Here is a 14,574-nt window from a genome sequence, read left to right as displayed (position 1 = left end):
GCGGATCAGCCTCAGCTCCTACACCACTCGCTGGGACGGGACCCTTTACAGCCTGCGAACGCAGGGACCCGGGCGCGCCCCGTCAGCCGCCTTTGCGAAGCCGCCAGACGCGTTCAGGCGATATCGTCACGTCCTTGAAACCGGGGCCCGTCGGGTGCGGCTCATCCGGTCCCGCTCATGCCCCGGCAGCGCCTCCTCAGCGAGAGCGCGAGAGGCCGCGCCTCTCGCATACGCGGGGGGCGGCCGCCCAAGCGCGTCAGCGCCCGAACGAACGAAAACGGCGGCCGCCTTCACAGCGACCGCCGGTTTCTCTTGCTCTTGGACGTTGACCCGAACCCTTACCGCGTCAGCAGGCCGCGCGCCACGACGTGGGCCTGGATCTCGGCCGCGCCCTCGAAGATGTTCAGGATGCGGGCGTCGCAGAGGATGCGGCTGATCTGGTATTCCTCGGCGTAGCCGTTGCCGCCGTGGACCTGCAGGGCGTTGTCGGCGTTGGACCACGCCACGCGGGCGGCCAGCAGCTTGGCCATGCCGGCTTCGATGTCGCAGCGGCGATCCGAGTCCTTTTCCTCGCCGGCGAAGTAGGTGAGCTGGCGCGCCACCATGGTTTCCACCGCCATCCACGCCAGCTTGGTGAAGACGCGGGGGAATTCGTAGATGGGCTTGCCGAACTGGATGCGTTCGTTGGCGTAGCGCAGGCCGGTTTCCAGCGCGTTCTGGGCGACGCCGACGGCGCGGGCGGCGGTCTGGATGCGGGCGCTTTCGAAGGTCTCCATGAGCTGCTTGAAGCCCTGGCCTTCCTGGCCGCCCAGCAGGTTCTCGGCCGGCACCTTGAATCCATCGAAGGAGAGTTCGTATTCCTTCATGCCGCGGTAGCCGAGCACCTTGATCTCGCCGCCGTCCATGCCTTCGGCCGGGAACGGCTGGTCGTCGGTGCCGCGCGGCTTCTCGGCCAGCAGCATGGAGAGGCCGCGATAGCCCTTCTCGTCCGGGTTGGTGCGGGCGAGCAGGGTCATCAGGTCCGACCGGCTGGCGTGGGTGATCCAGGTCTTGTTGCCGGTCACCACGTATTCGTCACCCTGCTTCACCGCGCGGGTGCGAAGGCTGGCGAGGTCGGAGCCGGTGTTGGGCTCGGTGAAGACAGCCGTCGGCAGGATGTCGCCGGCGGCGATCTTGGGCAGGTACTTCTGTTTCTGCTCTTCCGTGCCGCCCAGGCGGATCAGCTCGGCGGCGATTTCCGAGCGGGTGCCGAGCGAGCCGACGCCGATGTAGGCGCGCGACAGTTCCTCGGTCACCACGCACATGGCGGTCTTGCCCATGCCGTGCCCGCCGTATTCCTCGGGGATGGTCAGGCCGAAGACGCCCAGTTCCGCCATCTGCGCGATGATCTCGATGGGGATCAGTTCGTCCTTCAGGTGCCAGTCGTGGGCGTGGGGGACGACCTGCTCCTCGCAGAACTTGCGGAAGGTGTCGCGCACCATGTCCAGGGTTTCGTCCTGGAGGCCCAGGTGGCCGAAGTGCTCGCCGTCCTGGATCAGCTCGGCGATGCGCTTCTTGCAGGCATTGGTGTAGCCGTGTTCGCGCAGCAGCGTGGTCTGCGGGCTTTGCAGCAGCTGGCGCTGGCGCACCTCGATGTCGAAGTCGGCCAGGCGGACCATTTCGCCCTGGCTCATGGGCAGGCCGCCGAAGATCTGGTGCAGGTATTCGGAGTAGGCGGCCTGGACCAGCAGCTGCTCAAGCTCGGTGAAGGAGCCCTGTTCCTCAAGGCGCTTGCCCCAGGCGAGCATCTGGGTCAGGGCGGCCTCGTAGGTGCAGTACCAGGCGTAGCCGTGGGCGGCGAACTGGTGCTGTTCCAGGGCGGCCGAGTCCACCTTGCCGTCGACCATCACCTTGGCGCTCAGGCGCTCCTTGATGACGTCCAGCAGGCCGCGAACGGTGTAGAGGGCCTTTTCGCAGGTGTGCAGCAGGTCGGGGATGATGAGCTTGGCGGGCATCTGCACGGATCTTCTCGCATGGCAGGGGAAGGGACGGTCGGCGCGCCCGCCCGGATGAGCGGCCGGGCGCGCCTTCTGCGGTGATGATGCGGCGGGCGATCAGCCCTCCAGCACGTCCTCGATGGTGCGGCGGCCGGGCACCTTGGCCTGGACCATCACGGCCATGTTACCGGGCTTGTGCTGGTTGTTCATCATCTTGGTGTGCGCCTTGGCGATGTCCTCCCACGAGAACACTTCCGACATGCAGGGGTCGATGCGGCGCTCGATCACTAGGCGGTTGGCCTGGCTGGCCTGCTTCAGGTGGGCGAAGTGGCTGCCCTGGATACGCTTCTGGCGCATCCACACGAAGCGGGCGTCGAAGGTTAGGTTGAAGCCCGTGGTGCCGGCGCAGAACACCACCATGCCGCCGCGCTTGACCACGTTGCAGCTGACGGGGAAGGTCATCTCGCCGGGGTGCTCGAACACGATGTCGACATCGTTGCCCTTGCCGGTGATCTCCCAGATCGCCTTGCCGAACTTGCGGGTCTCCTTCATGTACTCCTTGAAGCCCTCGCCGTTCACGGTCGGCAGCTGGCCCCAGCAGTTGAAGTCCTTGCGGTTCAGCACGGCCTTGGCACCCAGGCTCATGACGAAGTCGCGCTTGGATTCATCGGAAATCACGCCGATGGCGTTGGCGCCGGCGGTGGCGCACAGCTGGATCGCCATGGACCCCAGGCCGCCCGAGGCGCCCCAGATCAGCACGTTGTGGCCGGGACGCAGCACGTGCGGGCGGTGGCCGAACAGCATGCGGTAGGCGGTCGCCAGCGTCAGGGTGTAGCAGGCGCTCTCTTCCCAGGTCAGGTGCCTGGGGCGCGGCATCAGCTGCTGCGCCTGGACCGTGGTGAACTGGGCGAAGGAGCCGTCCGGCGTCTCGTAGCCCCAGATGCGCTGGGTGGGGGAGAGCAGCGGGTCGCCGCCATTGCATTCCTCGTCGTCGCCATCGTCCTGGTTGCAGTGGATGACGACCTCGTCGCCCACCTTCCAGTTCTTCACCTTCGACCCCACGGCCCACACGATGCCCGAGGCGTCGGAGCCCGCGATGTGGTAGTCGGCGCCATGCACGTCGAACGGGCTGATGGGCTTGCCGAGGCCGGCCCACACGCCGTTGTAATTGACGCCGGCGGCCATGACCATGACCAGCACCTCGTGGCTGTCGGGCTCGACGACATCCACGGTTTCAACCTGGAAAGACTCTTCCGGCTCGCCATGACGCTCGCGGCGGATGGCCCAGGCATACATCTTCTTGGGCACGTGGCCGAGCGGCGGGATTTCGCCGATCTCGTAGAGGTCCTTCTTTTCCTGACCGGCTTTAAGCTCGATCACTTCGGCCGTGCTGGTCATCTATACGCACTCCCCTTTGTCGTGTCCGGGCCGTCCAAGGGACATCGGCAGCGGCGCGGGCGTTGCGTCCCCATGTTGCGCTGCACCAGGAAGCCAATGGCCGCGGTGGGACGTTGGTTGCGGCGGACGGCGTTGACCCATCCTTAGCGTTTTGTCGCTTTCTTCGCAATGCACAAAATGATACTTTCTTGCACAACAGGCCATGACGGGCGAAACAAAATGACGCCACGGCCAAACCCAGGGTTGAAACTTTGGTGCGCTGTCACCGCTTTCGGAGGAGATCCGCATGACCGAGAAGCCCGCTTCCACCACCGCCGAGTCGGCGCCCAAGCGTGACAAGCCCTGGCTTTTCCGGACCTATTCGGGTCATTCGTCGGCCGTGGAGAGCAACAAGCTCTACCGAAAGAATCTTTCCCGCGGCCAGACGGGCCTCTCGGTGGCCTTCGACCTGCCGACCCAGACGGGCTACGACTCCGACCACCCGCTGGCGCGCGGCGAAGTGGGCAAGGTGGGCGTGCCGGTCTGCCACCTGGGCGACATGGAAACCCTGTTCGACGGCATTCCGCTCGGGCAGATGAACACCTCCATGACCATCAATGCCCCGGCGCCGTGGCTGCTGTCGCTCTACATCGCCGCCGCCGAGCGCCAGGGGGCGGAGCGCAAGAGCCTCCAGGGCACCACGCAGAACGACATCGTCAAGGAATACCTGTCGCGCGGCACCTACATCTTCCCGCCGCAGCCGAGCCTCAAGCTGACCAACGACGTAGTGGCCTTCACCTATAAGGAGGTTCCCAAGTGGAACCCCATGAACGTGTGCAGCTACCACCTGCAGGAAGCCGGCGCGACGCCCGAGCAGGAACTGGCCTTCGCGCTCGCCACCGCCCAGGCGGTGCTGGACACGGTGCGCGATTCCGGCCAGGTGCCGGCGGAGGACTTCCCCAAGGTGGTCGGCCGCATCAGCTTCTTCGTCAACGCCGGCATCCGCTTCATCACCGAGATGTGCAAGATGCGCGCCTTCGTGGACCTGTGGGATGAAATCTGCGTCAACCGCTATGGCGTGGAAGATCCGAAGTACCGCCGCTTCCGCTACGGCGTGCAGGTCAACAGCCTGGGCCTGACCGAGCAGCAGCCGGAAAACAACGTCTACCGCATCCTGGTGGAGATGCTGGCTGTCACGTTGTCGAAGAAGGCCCGCGCCCGCGCCGTGCAGCTTCCCGCCTGGAACGAGGCGCTGGGCCTGCCGCGCCCGTGGGATCAGCAGTGGTCGCTGCGCCTCCAGCAGATCGTCGCCTACGAGACCGACCTGCTGGAATACGGCGACCTGTTCGACGGCTCCGCCGTGGTCGACGCCAAGGTCGAGGCCCTGAAGGAACAGGCGCGCGAGGAACTGGCCCGCATCGACGCCATGGGCGGCGCCATCTCGGCCGTCGAGTCCAGCTACATGAAGCAGCGGCTGGTGGAATCCAACACGAGGCGCCTGAAGGCGATCGAGTCCGGCGACATGACGGTGGTGGGCGTCAACGCCTTCCAGGAAGCGGAGCCCAGCCCGCTCACCACCGGCGAAGGCTCCATCATGACCGTGGATGAAAGCTTCGAGAAGGCGCAGATCGATGCCCTGAACGGCTGGCGCTCCAACCGCGATCAGGCCGCCGCCGACAAGGCCCTGGCCGACCTCGCCGCCGCCGCGAAGGAAGACCGCAACATCATGGAGCCCTCCATCGCCTGCGCCCACGCCGGCGTCACCACCGGCGAATGGTCGCAGACGCTGCGCGAAATCTTCGGCGAATACCGGGCGCCGACCGGCGTCGGCCGGGCGGCGGGCGCGGCCAAGGAAGGCGGCATGGTCAAGGTGCGCGAACGCGTCGACCAGGTCTCCGACCGCCTGGGCCGCCGCGTGAAGATCCTCGTCGGCAAGCCGGGGCTGGACGGCCACTCCAACGGCGCCGAGCAGGTGGCCGTCCGCGCCCGCGACGCCGGCATGGAAGTGGTTTACGAAGGCATCCGCCTCACCCCGGCGCAGATCGTCAACGCCGCGCTGGAAGAAGGCGTGCACGTGGTCGGCCTGTCCATCCTGTCGGGCAGCCATGTGACGCTGGTCACCGACGTCATGGACCGCATGCGCGCGGCAGGGCTGGGGGATACTCCGGTCATCGTCGGCGGCATCATCCCGCACGAGGACGAACAGACCCTCAAGGCCGCCGGCGTGGCGCGCGTCTACACGCCCAAGGACTACGACCTGACCCAGATCGTCGGCGACATCATCGAACTGGTCGACAGCGAGACGCAGGAAGCCGCTTGATGTGGGAGGCGCTGCCGCGCCGGTGAGGGGCGCCGCCCCTCACACTCCCCGCCAGGACCCGGCGGGTCCTGGACCGGCTTGTGTGTTGGGCGGTGTTGGCCGACAATAGCCCCATGACGACGAAAGGCCGCATATGACGCCCGTGGCCGATGCTTGGCGCCGGCAGGCGGGGCGCGATCTGGCGCACTCTCGAAAGTCCTTCGAGATGGAGGACTTCGAGTGGGCGTGCAATGCTGCCCAGCAGTCGGTCGAGAAGCTGTTCAAGGCCGTGTTGATCGAGGCCGGGCAGACGCCGCCTCGCACCCATGACCTTGTGGGACTGGCTCGTGTCCTGGAGCAGGTTGGGCTTCTGACGCCGGAGGAGCGGCGCGATCTGGGCGCTTTGAATGAACTCAGCGACTTCGCGGTGACCGCACGCTACCCCATGGGCGATGCCCTGACGGCGCCGGGCGAGATGTTTGATGCGGACCGCGCAACGCGCGCTCTAACAGTGGCGGAAGCGGCGTGGAGCAAGTTCGGAGAGGGGGCATGACACTCCCCCTGGACATCGCCGCCCGCGCCAAGGCGTCCCGCGAACGCATCCGCGGTGAAATCCTGTCCTGCCTGCGCGAAATTCTCTCCGGCGCCGAGAAGGCGCCTCGTGTTGAGCGGATTGCCACCTTCGGCTCGGTCGCGCGCGGCGATTTTCACGGCCTGTCCGACGTGGACCTCGCGGTGATCGGCGAGGGCGTACGCCCAGGCGACTTGGACACCGCCGCACTTCTGCCGCTGGAGCGTCCGGTGGACGTCATCTACCTGGACCCGGCCCGGGACCCGCACATGATGGCGGAGATCGACCGCGACGGCGTCACCGTCTGGCACCGCTCCCCCTAACCGCAGGGGGTCCGGGGGAGGCGCGTCGCCTCCCCCGCCTTCCATCGGCGCAGCGCGCCGAAGCCCTCAAGCCACCGGCGGTACCACCAGCACGTCGCAGGGGGCTTCGTGGATGAGGTGGTCGGCGGTGCCTCCGAAGGCGGCGCGGAAGGGGGAGGTGTCGCCGATGGAGCCGATGGCGGCCAGGTCGGTGGCGAACCGTTTCAGCCGTGCCACCAGGGCGGGGCCGGCCTGGCCTTCCACGATTTCCAGGGGCAGGCGGTGGCCGGTGTCGTGGCGCAGGCGGTGGACCAGCGGATAGAGCGCGTTGACGGCGGTGTCGTGGGTGTCGGCGCTGTATTCGTCGCTGGCGGGCAGCAGGGCGGGAAGCGCCGGGTCGGTGACGTGCACTGCTTCGGTCGTCGCCTCGGGCCACCAGGCAAGCGCGTGCTCCAGGGCGCGGGCCGCGGCGGGGGAGGTGTCGACGGCCGCCATCACCTGCCGGTAGGCGCCCCGGAAGCCGGCCTTGACCACCAGCACGGGCACGCGGCTCAGGCGCATGACGCGGTTGGCGGTGGCGCCGAAGACGATGGAGCGGAAGCGCCCGGGCCGCGAGGCCCCCAGGACGATGACCCCGGCACCGGCGGCCTCTGCGTGGCGGATGATCTCTTCGATATCGATGCCTGCGGCGATGCGCACGTCCCATTGCACGGAGGTGTTCTCGGCCAGGGCGGCGACCTGTTCGCGAACGAGGCGTTCGGCCTGCAGGTGGTGGGCATCGCGCAGGGCCGGCGGCAGGTCCTGGTCGACCACGTGCAGCACCTCCAGCGCCGCGCCGGTCTCGCGCGCCATGTGGACGGCGCGGGTCAATGCGCGGTCGGCGCGGGCCGAGAGGTCGGTGGCCATGAGGATGGTGGCAGGCGGGGCGATATCAGGAGGCATCGGCGGCGGCTCCTCGGCGATAAGGTGTGACGGTGCTGGACGCCGTTTCGGCGGAGGAATCGGCGTCGGCGTCAGAGTCGGCGTCGGCATCGGCGATCACCTCCACCGCGCGGCGGGCGGCGTCGGCGTAGGGCAGCAGCACCACGTCGGCGCCGGCGCGCTTCAGCCGGGCGGCGTCGGCGGCGGAGTGCGCGGTGGCGGCGATGCGTCCAGTATAGCCGCCGGTGCGCAGGGCGCGCACGTTCGTCTCGCTGGGGTCGGAGGCGCCGGGCACGGGGCGCACGGCGGGGACGGCCAGGACCACCCAGCTGGCGGTGGACAGCGGCAGGGTCTCGGCGAAATCGGGGTCGCTGGCGTCGCCGTAGACCACCGACCATCCGGCCTCGCGCCGTTCGCGCACCACCTCGGGGTCGAAGTCGACGCCCAGGACCGCGACGTCCCGCCGCGCCAGGCCGCGCACGATGTTGCTGCCATAGCGCCCGAGGCCGAACAGGATGACGTCGGGGCGCGCTTCCACGACCTCCTCCTCGGCCCCCGCCTCGCGGTGGGCCACCTTGCGCTCGAACGGCCCGAGCACGGGCTCCAGCCAGCGGTAGAGGCGGTGGGAATAAAGGATCATGTAGGTGGACAGGCCGATGGTCACGATGCCCACCAGCGTCACCAGCCCCACGTCGGCGCCGGAGACGTGGCCCAGCGCCAGGCCCATGGCCATGAAGATGAGCGAGAATTCGCTGATCTGGGCCACCGTCAGCCCGGCCAGGAAGCCGGTGCGCTTGCGGTAGCCCATCACGCCCATGATGACCAGCACGATGAGCGGGTTGCCGATCAGCACGAAGGCCGACAGCACCAGGGCGGGCAGGATCTGGTCGCCGACCGTGGACACGTCCATGTGGCTGCCGAGCGAGATGAAGAAGAACAGCAGCATGAAGTCGCGCAAGGGGTTCAGGCGCGCCCCGATGACGTCGCGGTAGGGGGTGGAGGCCAGCGCCACGCCCGCCAGGAAGGCGCCCAGTTCCATGCTGAAGCCCAGCAGGTCGGCGCCCGAGGCAAACGCGACGGCCAGGCCCACGGCCAGCAGCACCATCAGTTCCTGCGAGCGGGCGATGCGGTCGAACATGGGCCGGGCGAGGTAGCGGATGAACAGTGCGACCGCGCCCACCATCAGCACGCCCTTGCCGACCACCTCGCCCACGCGCAGCGCGATGCCGGCGGCGCCGAGTTCCTCGCCGTTGGTCGTGCCGGTGCCGGCGGCCAGCGCCGAGACGACCACCATCACCAGCACCACCACGATGTCCTGCACGATCAGGAAGCCCAGCGCGACGCGGCCGTGCAGGGCGTCGATCTCGCCTTTATCCGACAGCAGCTTGACGATGATGATGGTCGACGAAAAGGTGATGGCGACGGCGATATACAGGCTCGCCAGCGGGTCGATGCCCAGCCACAGGCATATGAAAAAGCCGATGACGGAGGTGAACAACACCTGCCCCAGGCCCGTCGTCAGCGCCACGGCGCCCATGGTGCGGATCAAATGGAGGTCGAGCTTCAGGCCGACGACGAACAGCAGGATGGCGATGCCGAACTTCGCCAGCACGTCCAGGTGCTCCGACGCCGTGGCGATGTCCAGCACCGACGGTCCGGCCAGGATGCCGGCGGCGATGAACGACACCACAAGCGGCTGCTTCAGCACCAGGCCGATCGCGCCCACGGCCGCCGCGAACAGCAGCACGATCGAAAGTTCGTGAAAAACGTTATCCAGACCCATAACCGAGCCGTCCCCTCCTCCTCATAGCCCTTACCCACATTATGGGCGCCGGCCGGTCCGTTTCAATCGTCCGGCCGGTTAAAGGTAAGGGGCGTTCGGACCTAATGGAACCAATGGGTTACAATCGTGCCGGGGGGATGGAGTAGGTGCCGGTGCAGTTGGCGATGGGGCGGCCGTCGTCCTCGGCGGTGATGCGCACGCCGGCGACGACCAGGCGCTTGCCCGCCTTGAGCGTGCGGCCGTGGGCGACGACGCTGCTGGCGCCGGGCGTGTCGACCACGTCGACGGACATGCTGGTGGTCACGGCCAGGGCGACGGGACCGACATGGCTGAGCACGACCGCATACAGCGTCAGGTCGGCCAGCGCCATGAGCACGGGCTCGGCCATGCGGTCGCGGTTGGGGCCGCGCAGCAGGTCGTGCCGCTGGGCGATGCGCAGGGTCGCCTCGCCCGTGCCGATGGACACGGTCTCGATGCCGAAGACGGGCACGAAGGGCGCGTCGGCCTCGATGATCTTCTGGAACTCGGGAAGGGTGATGGCGCTCATGGACCCAGCCTAGCACCAGCCGCCGGCGCGGCACAGCCCCCGCGCGTCACCCCGCCGGCACCGTGTAGTCCACGGCCAGGCGCATGTCGCGCAGGGGGCGGACGCGGCGGATGCTTTCCAGGTAGAGCGGATGCGCCTTGTAGGCGGCCAGGGCCTCGGCGTCGTCGAACTCGCCGTAGACCACCACGTCCGGCTCGTCGGACAGGGCATCGTGGCGTTCGTTCACGGCCACTTCCAGAAGCCGGGCGTGCGGGATATCGCGCAGGATGGACAGGCCGTCGCGGATGGCGGGAATGTCGGCAGGGTCCTTGGCGGAAAACAGGACGATGTGACGCAGCATGGCGGACGGCGCGGCCTCTCGGAGTCAGGATCAGCCCGCATCCTGCCGCGCCGCAGCATGGAAGTCCATCATCCGCCGCCGCGCTTGCGCTCCCGCCGCGCCAGAAGGAAGAAGCCGATGCCCGTCACGCCCATGATCCAGCCGAGCCCGCCCAGGACGTCCTGAAGGCGCAGGCGGTCTTCCCGGGCGGCCATCTGCTCGCGCAGCGGGTTGACCTGGGCCGCCACCGCGCGGGCGACGACGGCCTCCAGGGCGGCTTCCGACATGGCCGGCGCCGCGGTGTCCTGCGCCGGCTGGGTTTCGGCCGCCGGGGCGGCCTTGGCGGAGGCGGGCGCCCCCTTTGGTCCAGGCAGGGTGGGCGGCAACTGGGCGGCGGTGACGCGGAAGGTGGCGCGGTGGCCGTCACCGGTATCGACCTCCAGCAGGTGGTCCACCCGGCGGGTGGCCTCCAGCGAGAAGCGGCCTTCGGCATCGGTGACGGCCGTTCCCAGCGCCGCGCCGTCCGGTCCGGCCGCCGTCACCTCTGCGCCCGAGACCCGCCCGCCGCCGGGAACGTAGACGGTGCCTGTGATGGTGGTGCCCTCCACCGTCGCGAACAGCTTGATCTTGTGCGCCCACGCGGACGGCGCGGCCGTCAGCGCCAGCAGCAGGATGGCCAGCGCCGTGATGAGCGGGAGCGTGCGCATCAGGCGTTGCTCCCCACGGCGGGCACGGGCTGCGGGGCGGGCCGCGTCCACAGGGCATCCGGCTTGACGCGGGCGAGCAGGGAGACGGCGGCGGCCGTCACCACGCCTTCGACGGCCATCACCGGCAGATGAGCCAGCACCACCAGCTTGGCCGCCGGCACGAACGCCGCGCCCGAAGCCGCCAGTGCTCCGGCGGCGCCCAGGGCCGACAGAGCGATGGCCAGCGCCCCGCAGGCGAAGCCCGCCGCCCAGGCGCTCCGGCCGCGGGTCACCAGGTCGCGGAACAGGTGGTGGACGATGATGGCGGGCAGGCCGATCAGCACCAGGTTGACGCCCAGCGTGGTGACGCCTCCGAAGCCGAAGAAGGCCGCCTGCAGCAGCAGCGCCACCGCCATGGCGGGCAGCGCGCTCCAGCCCAGAAGCAGGCCCATGAGGCCGTTCGCCAGCAGGTGGGCGCTCGACGGCCCGACGGGCACGTGGATCAGGGAGGCGACGAAGAACGCCGCCCCCACCACTGCCGCCTTGGGCATGTCGTCGGCCTTGAGCTTCGTCAGGCCGTAGCCCACCCCGGCGGCAGCCAGGGCGGTGCAGCCCGCGATGACGGGCGCGCTGACCACGCCCTCCACCATGTGCACCATGGTTCCGTTACTCCATGTCGCGGACGTTGACCCACATCAGCCCGCCTTCCTCCAGCGGCACCATGTCGCCGTCGGGGTTGGCCACCGGATCGTCGGCCTCCACCAGGGCGGCGAAGCCCCACCAGCCGGCGCGCGGCATGGCGTAGGAGAACACCCCGTCCGGCCCGGCCTTGATGACCTGGGTGATGAAGGCGTCCGCCGGCGCGGTGACAGACCCGTCGTTGCGCCATTCAACCTCCACCTCGGCGAAGGGCACCGGCTCGCCGTCCTTGCGCACGATGCCGCGGAAGACGTTGCCCGTCCACAGGCCGTAGGGCCGCACCAGCGGCTCGATCTCGACCGGCAGGCCGACGAGGGCGTCCCATCCTTCCTGGGCGTCGAAGGCATCGACGACGACCTTGGTGTGGTGGACGATCATCTTGCCTTCGGCGGGCTCCCAGTAGGGCGCCGGCGTGACGAAGTACACGTAATCGGTCGGCATCGCCACGGTGTGGGAGAGGGTGTAGGCCGTCCTGCCGTCGATCTCGCGCGGCTGGGCGGTGTCGGTCAGGTCGCTGACCGTGCCGTCGGCCAGGACGCCAATGCGCGTGGGCGGGGCCATGTCCATGAGCGGCCCCTGTTCCATCGGATGCGTGAAGCGGACGTCCAGGTCCACCGTCGGGCCCGTGTCCTGCGTCAGGATGTCGGCCGAGGGGATGATTTCCTGGAAGTGCGCGGCGGCCGGCGCGGCGGCGGCCGTCAGGGCAGCGGCGGCGAAAAGCGTGAACGTGGTCTGACGCATGGCGTCGGGTCCTTTCATGGCTCTTCCGTCCGGCGCGGAGATCCGGCCGGGGCGGTGGCGTGACGTTGGGTTCAGCGCGCCACCGCTGCGGATAGAACCGGACCAATGGCACACCCCGGCCATCGGAAAGGCGACGCTTGCGCCGGCAGGTCTCCTGGCTTGCGGGTCGTCGTCTCCATCCGCGGCCTTCCCGGCTGTGCCAGTGGCCATGGTTTCAGGTGGGGCGGAGACTCGCCGCGCACAGTTGCGGGGGCAGCCACGGCTCGGCGGGGCGGACGCGGTCGTCGCAAGCCCTGCCGTCCCGTGTTCCCTTTCAATCCCGTTTCCGGGAACCGGCACCGACGCAACCCTAGCAGAGCAGAAGGGGCACCTCAACGACAGGCTGCGAGGGCTTGCAATCGGGCGGCTGTCGAGGAACCTTCACCGCCGCCCGCGCGTAAGGCGAGAAGAGACACTCCCCCATACGGCCCAGGCCGGAAGGACCCGAATCCCATGATGTTGCGATCCATCGCCGCTGCCGCGCTCGCCGGCGCGCTGCTTGTTCCCGCCGCCCCGCCGGCCATCGCCCAGGTCGGCGGCGAATCGGCCCTGACCCACGAGACGGCGCCGCTCGACAATCCGTCGCACCTGGACCTGCAGAAGGCCCTGATCGCGTGGCTGCGCTGCACGGACGCGACGCCGGAAAAGGTCGACCTGGAGCGCATCCAGATGCGCCTGCTGCAAACCGTCGAGGTGCCCAAGAGCGAGTCCGAGGCCCTGGCCGAGCTGGAGGCGGCGGCCCGCGAAATGGGCGAGGTGGTGGCCGAGGACGGCTGCGACAGTCCCCGCGTCGAGCGCCACATCGCCCTGTTCGACACCTATCTGCGGCCGGCGCTGGAGCAGTAGCCGGCCCTCGCCGCGAGACGACGCCATGACCGCCGAGCTGCTTGACCGCCTGCACCTTGTTCCGGGCTCCGTTGCGCGCCTCATGGACGCGCCGGATGACTGGTCCCGACGGCTGCCTGCCATGGCGGCCGAAGGGGTGACGTGGGTCGGCGGGGGTCCGTGTTCCTGGCTGCTGGCCTTCGCGTCCGATCGGGCAGCGCTGCAGGCCCTGGTGCCGCGCGCCGTGCCTGTCCTGGCCGAGGATGCGGTGTTCTGGGTGGCCCATCCACGCGGGTCCCACAGTGACCTGACGCGGGAAAAGGGCTGGCAGCCCCTGATCGCCGAAGGCTTCGGCGCAACGGAATGCGTGCCGCTGGACGAGCGCTGGCAGGCCCTGCGGTTCACCCACCAGCACGACACACACCTGCGCCACGGCGGCGTCAGTCGGCCCTGACCTCGGGACTCAGGCCCAGCAGGGCCTCCAGCGCATCCGGGCGGCGCACCACGTCGGCCAGCGTGTGACGGTCGAGCACCGCCAGGAAGGCCTCCTGCGCCTGGCCCAGAAGGCCCTTGAGCCGGCAGGCGGGGGAAATGGCGCAGGCGTCGGAAGCCCGGTCGAAGCATTCCACCAGGTCGTCGCTGGCTTCCAGGGCGCGCACAACCGTCCCGATGCTGATCTCCTCGGCCGGGCGCGCCAGGCGCACGCCGCCGCCGCGTCCGCGCAAGCCTTCCACCACGCCCAGGCGCGTCAGTTCATTGGCGACCTTCATCAGGTGATGACGCGAGATGGTGTAGCGTTCGGCGACGTCGCGCACGGTCAGCGTCCGGCCGGCGCCGGGCGCGCGCCGCTCCACCACGGCCAGCGCGATGAGCAGCCGCAGGGCGAAGTCGGTGTGCTGGGTCAGGCGCATGGCGGCGGCTCCGGCGAAAAGATGCCGCCAGGATACCGCTTTATGCGGCAGTATGCACGCCCCGAGCGGTCAGTCCTCCAGGGCCTCCATGAGGTTGTCGAGCTGCCACCAGAACATCTCGTCGCCGGCATAGCCGGTGATCCGGCCGATTTCCTCGCCGCCGTCGTCCACCAGGACGAAGGTGGGCGTCATGCGCACCGGTTCCTTGGTCTTGATATCGGCGGGCAGCGGCTTCTGGGTCAGGTCGACGCGGCGCAGCGGCGCCCGCGCGGCTTCCTCCGTCTTCGGATAGATGGGCCCGATTTCCTTTGTCCAGGCCTCGCACCAGGCGCAGCGGGGCGCTTCGAACATAACCAGCTCGGCCGCGTGGGCCGCTGATGCACTCCCCAAAAGGGGTATAATGCTGAGCAAGTAAAACAAAATCCGTTTCATGGCGTTCCTTGTCCTCCCCATGCGCGACGACCCAAGTCACTGATTCGCAGCGGCTTTCAAGGCCTGCTTAATTTTGTGTCTTTTTTCCTCTTGCATCCTGGGTCGCATCAGGTCACGCTATTCCAGAAAACACTAATATACCCAGA

General features: G+C 68.7%; 16 protein-coding genes and 1 riboswitch. Of the genes, 5 read left to right on the top strand and 11 right to left on the bottom strand.

Annotated features, from left to right (window positions below):
• Window positions 1-338: 338 nt before the first annotated feature.
• Together C882_RS19770 and ccrA are read right to left on the bottom strand one after the other, a co-directional pair.
• Window positions 339-1,994: an acyl-CoA dehydrogenase family protein gene (locus tag C882_RS19770; protein WP_052000230.1), complete on the bottom strand. Its 1,656-nt coding sequence runs from the start codon at window positions 1,992-1,994 to the stop codon at window positions 339-341.
• A gap of 99 nt (window positions 1,995-2,093) precedes the next feature.
• A complete protein-coding gene (gene ccrA, locus C882_RS19765) occupies window positions 2,094-3,374 on the bottom strand; it encodes a crotonyl-CoA carboxylase/reductase (protein ID WP_009542457.1) in 1,281 nt (426 codons plus the stop codon).
• Between the two features lie 286 nt (window positions 3,375-3,660).
• On the opposite strand from ccrA, the gene C882_RS19760 reads away from it, so the two are divergent.
• From C882_RS19760 to C882_RS19750, 3 genes are all read left to right on the top strand, one after another.
• Complete coding sequence (locus C882_RS19760) at window positions 3,661-5,673, top strand: protein meaA (RefSeq protein ID WP_009542456.1); 2,013 nt, start codon at window positions 3,661-3,663, stop codon at window positions 5,671-5,673.
• Window positions 5,674-5,806: 133 nt separating this feature from the next.
• Window positions 5,807-6,205, top strand: a complete 399-nt coding sequence (locus C882_RS23570) for a HEPN domain-containing protein (RefSeq protein ID WP_052000229.1) — start codon at window positions 5,807-5,809, stop codon at window positions 6,203-6,205.
• Entirely contained in the window at window positions 6,202-6,546 is a 345-nt protein-coding gene (locus C882_RS19750) for a nucleotidyltransferase family protein (RefSeq protein WP_009542454.1), read from the top strand. Before C882_RS23570 ends, C882_RS19750 begins: the two co-directional genes overlap by 4 nt.
• Before the next feature lie 66 nt (window positions 6,547-6,612).
• Here the strand turns inward: C882_RS19750 and C882_RS24775 are convergent, their stop codons facing one another.
• The 7 genes from C882_RS24775 to C882_RS19715 form a co-directional block, all read right to left on the bottom strand.
• Window positions 6,613-7,467: a universal stress protein gene (locus tag C882_RS24775; RefSeq protein WP_009542453.1), complete on the bottom strand. Its 855-nt coding sequence runs from the start codon at window positions 7,465-7,467 to the stop codon at window positions 6,613-6,615.
• Complete coding sequence (locus C882_RS19740; RefSeq protein ID WP_009542452.1) at window positions 7,457-9,229, bottom strand: cation:proton antiporter; 1,773 nt, start codon at window positions 9,227-9,229, stop codon at window positions 7,457-7,459. Before C882_RS19740 ends, C882_RS24775 begins: the two co-directional genes overlap by 11 nt.
• Before the next feature lie 118 nt (window positions 9,230-9,347).
• The gene (locus C882_RS19735; protein WP_009542451.1) at window positions 9,348-9,776 is read right to left on the bottom strand and encodes a PaaI family thioesterase; all 429 of its coding nucleotides are present in this window, start codon (window positions 9,774-9,776) and stop codon (window positions 9,348-9,350) included.
• Between the two features lie 46 nt (window positions 9,777-9,822).
• On the bottom strand, window positions 9,823-10,116 hold the full coding sequence (locus C882_RS19730) for a Dabb family protein (RefSeq protein WP_009542450.1): 294 nt from the start codon (window positions 10,114-10,116) through the stop codon (window positions 9,823-9,825).
• Between the two features lie 68 nt (window positions 10,117-10,184).
• The gene (locus C882_RS19725) at window positions 10,185-10,802 is read right to left on the bottom strand and encodes a carboxypeptidase-like regulatory domain-containing protein (RefSeq protein WP_009542449.1); all 618 of its coding nucleotides are present in this window, start codon (window positions 10,800-10,802) and stop codon (window positions 10,185-10,187) included.
• A complete protein-coding gene (cbiM, locus tag C882_RS19720) occupies window positions 10,802-11,440 on the bottom strand; it encodes a cobalt transporter CbiM (RefSeq protein WP_009542448.1) in 639 nt (212 codons plus the stop codon). The genes C882_RS19725 and cbiM overlap by 1 nt, the downstream gene beginning before the upstream one ends.
• Window positions 11,441-11,447: 7 nt before the next feature.
• Complete coding sequence (locus C882_RS19715; protein WP_009542447.1) at window positions 11,448-12,239, bottom strand: DUF4198 domain-containing protein; 792 nt, start codon at window positions 12,237-12,239, stop codon at window positions 11,448-11,450.
• Between the two features lie 109 nt (window positions 12,240-12,348).
• Window positions 12,349-12,573, bottom strand: a riboswitch (cobalamin riboswitch).
• 140 nt (window positions 12,574-12,713) lie between these two features.
• On the opposite strand from C882_RS19715, the gene C882_RS19710 reads away from it, so the two are divergent.
• Both C882_RS19710 and C882_RS19705 read left to right on the top strand, forming a co-directional pair.
• Complete coding sequence (locus C882_RS19710) at window positions 12,714-13,106, top strand: hypothetical protein (RefSeq protein WP_009542446.1); 393 nt, start codon at window positions 12,714-12,716, stop codon at window positions 13,104-13,106.
• A 25-nt stretch (window positions 13,107-13,131) separates the two neighbouring features.
• Window positions 13,132-13,539 carry a hypothetical protein gene (locus C882_RS19705; RefSeq protein WP_009542445.1) on the top strand — a complete coding sequence of 136 codons (408 nt, stop codon included), beginning with the start codon at window positions 13,132-13,134 and terminating at the stop codon, window positions 13,537-13,539.
• On the opposite strand, the gene C882_RS19700 is transcribed toward C882_RS19705, so the two are convergent.
• Window positions 13,526-13,996 (bottom strand): Rrf2 family transcriptional regulator, encoded by a 471-nt coding sequence (locus C882_RS19700; RefSeq protein ID WP_009542444.1) that lies wholly within the window; start codon window positions 13,994-13,996, stop codon window positions 13,526-13,528. The genes C882_RS19705 and C882_RS19700 overlap by 14 nt on opposite strands.
• 69 nt (window positions 13,997-14,065) lie before the next feature.
• A complete protein-coding gene (locus C882_RS19695) occupies window positions 14,066-14,347 on the bottom strand; it encodes a thioredoxin domain-containing protein (protein ID WP_009542443.1) in 282 nt (93 codons plus the stop codon).
• Between the last annotated feature and the right edge of the window lie 227 nt (window positions 14,348-14,574).

The organism is Caenispirillum salinarum AK4 (genome assembly GCF_000315795.1).
Classification (GTDB): Bacteria; Pseudomonadota; Alphaproteobacteria; order Rhodospirillales; family Rhodospirillaceae; genus Caenispirillum; species Caenispirillum salinarum.
Note: the sequence above shows the minus strand (reverse complement) of the source record. Positions and strands in the feature narration are given on the sequence as shown.

Bases quoted from the DNA above. Each gene is read 5' to 3' on its own strand.
- C882_RS19770 (WP_052000230.1), bottom strand. From the start codon at position 1,994: ATGCCCGCCAAGCTCATCATCCCCGACCTGCTGCACACCTGCGAAAAG.
- ccrA (WP_009542457.1), bottom strand. From the start codon at position 3,374: ATGACCAGCACGGCCGAAGTGATCGAGCTTAAAGCCGGTCAGGAAAAG.
- C882_RS19760 (WP_009542456.1), top strand. From the start codon at position 3,661: ATGACCGAGAAGCCCGCTTCCACCACCGCCGAGTCGGCGCCCAAGCGT.
- C882_RS23570 (WP_052000229.1), top strand. From the start codon at position 5,807: ATGACGCCCGTGGCCGATGCTTGGCGCCGGCAGGCGGGGCGCGATCTG.
- C882_RS19750 (WP_009542454.1), top strand. From the start codon at position 6,202: ATGACACTCCCCCTGGACATCGCCGCCCGCGCCAAGGCGTCCCGCGAA.
- C882_RS24775 (WP_009542453.1), bottom strand. From the start codon at position 7,467: ATGCCTCCTGATATCGCCCCGCCTGCCACCATCCTCATGGCCACCGAC.
- C882_RS19740 (WP_009542452.1), bottom strand. From the start codon at position 9,229: ATGGGTCTGGATAACGTTTTTCACGAACTTTCGATCGTGCTGCTGTTC.
- C882_RS19735 (WP_009542451.1), bottom strand. From the start codon at position 9,776: ATGAGCGCCATCACCCTTCCCGAGTTCCAGAAGATCATCGAGGCCGAC.
- C882_RS19730 (WP_009542450.1), bottom strand. From the start codon at position 10,116: ATGCTGCGTCACATCGTCCTGTTTTCCGCCAAGGACCCTGCCGACATT.
- C882_RS19725 (WP_009542449.1), bottom strand. From the start codon at position 10,802: ATGCGCACGCTCCCGCTCATCACGGCGCTGGCCATCCTGCTGCTGGCG.
- cbiM (WP_009542448.1), bottom strand. From the start codon at position 11,440: ATGGTGCACATGGTGGAGGGCGTGGTCAGCGCGCCCGTCATCGCGGGC.
- C882_RS19715 (WP_009542447.1), bottom strand. From the start codon at position 12,239: ATGAAAGGACCCGACGCCATGCGTCAGACCACGTTCACGCTTTTCGCC.
- C882_RS19710 (WP_009542446.1), top strand. From the start codon at position 12,714: ATGATGTTGCGATCCATCGCCGCTGCCGCGCTCGCCGGCGCGCTGCTT.
- C882_RS19705 (WP_009542445.1), top strand. From the start codon at position 13,132: ATGACCGCCGAGCTGCTTGACCGCCTGCACCTTGTTCCGGGCTCCGTT.
- C882_RS19700 (WP_009542444.1), bottom strand. From the start codon at position 13,996: ATGCGCCTGACCCAGCACACCGACTTCGCCCTGCGGCTGCTCATCGCG.
- C882_RS19695 (WP_009542443.1), bottom strand. From the start codon at position 14,347: ATGTTCGAAGCGCCCCGCTGCGCCTGGTGCGAGGCCTGGACAAAGGAA.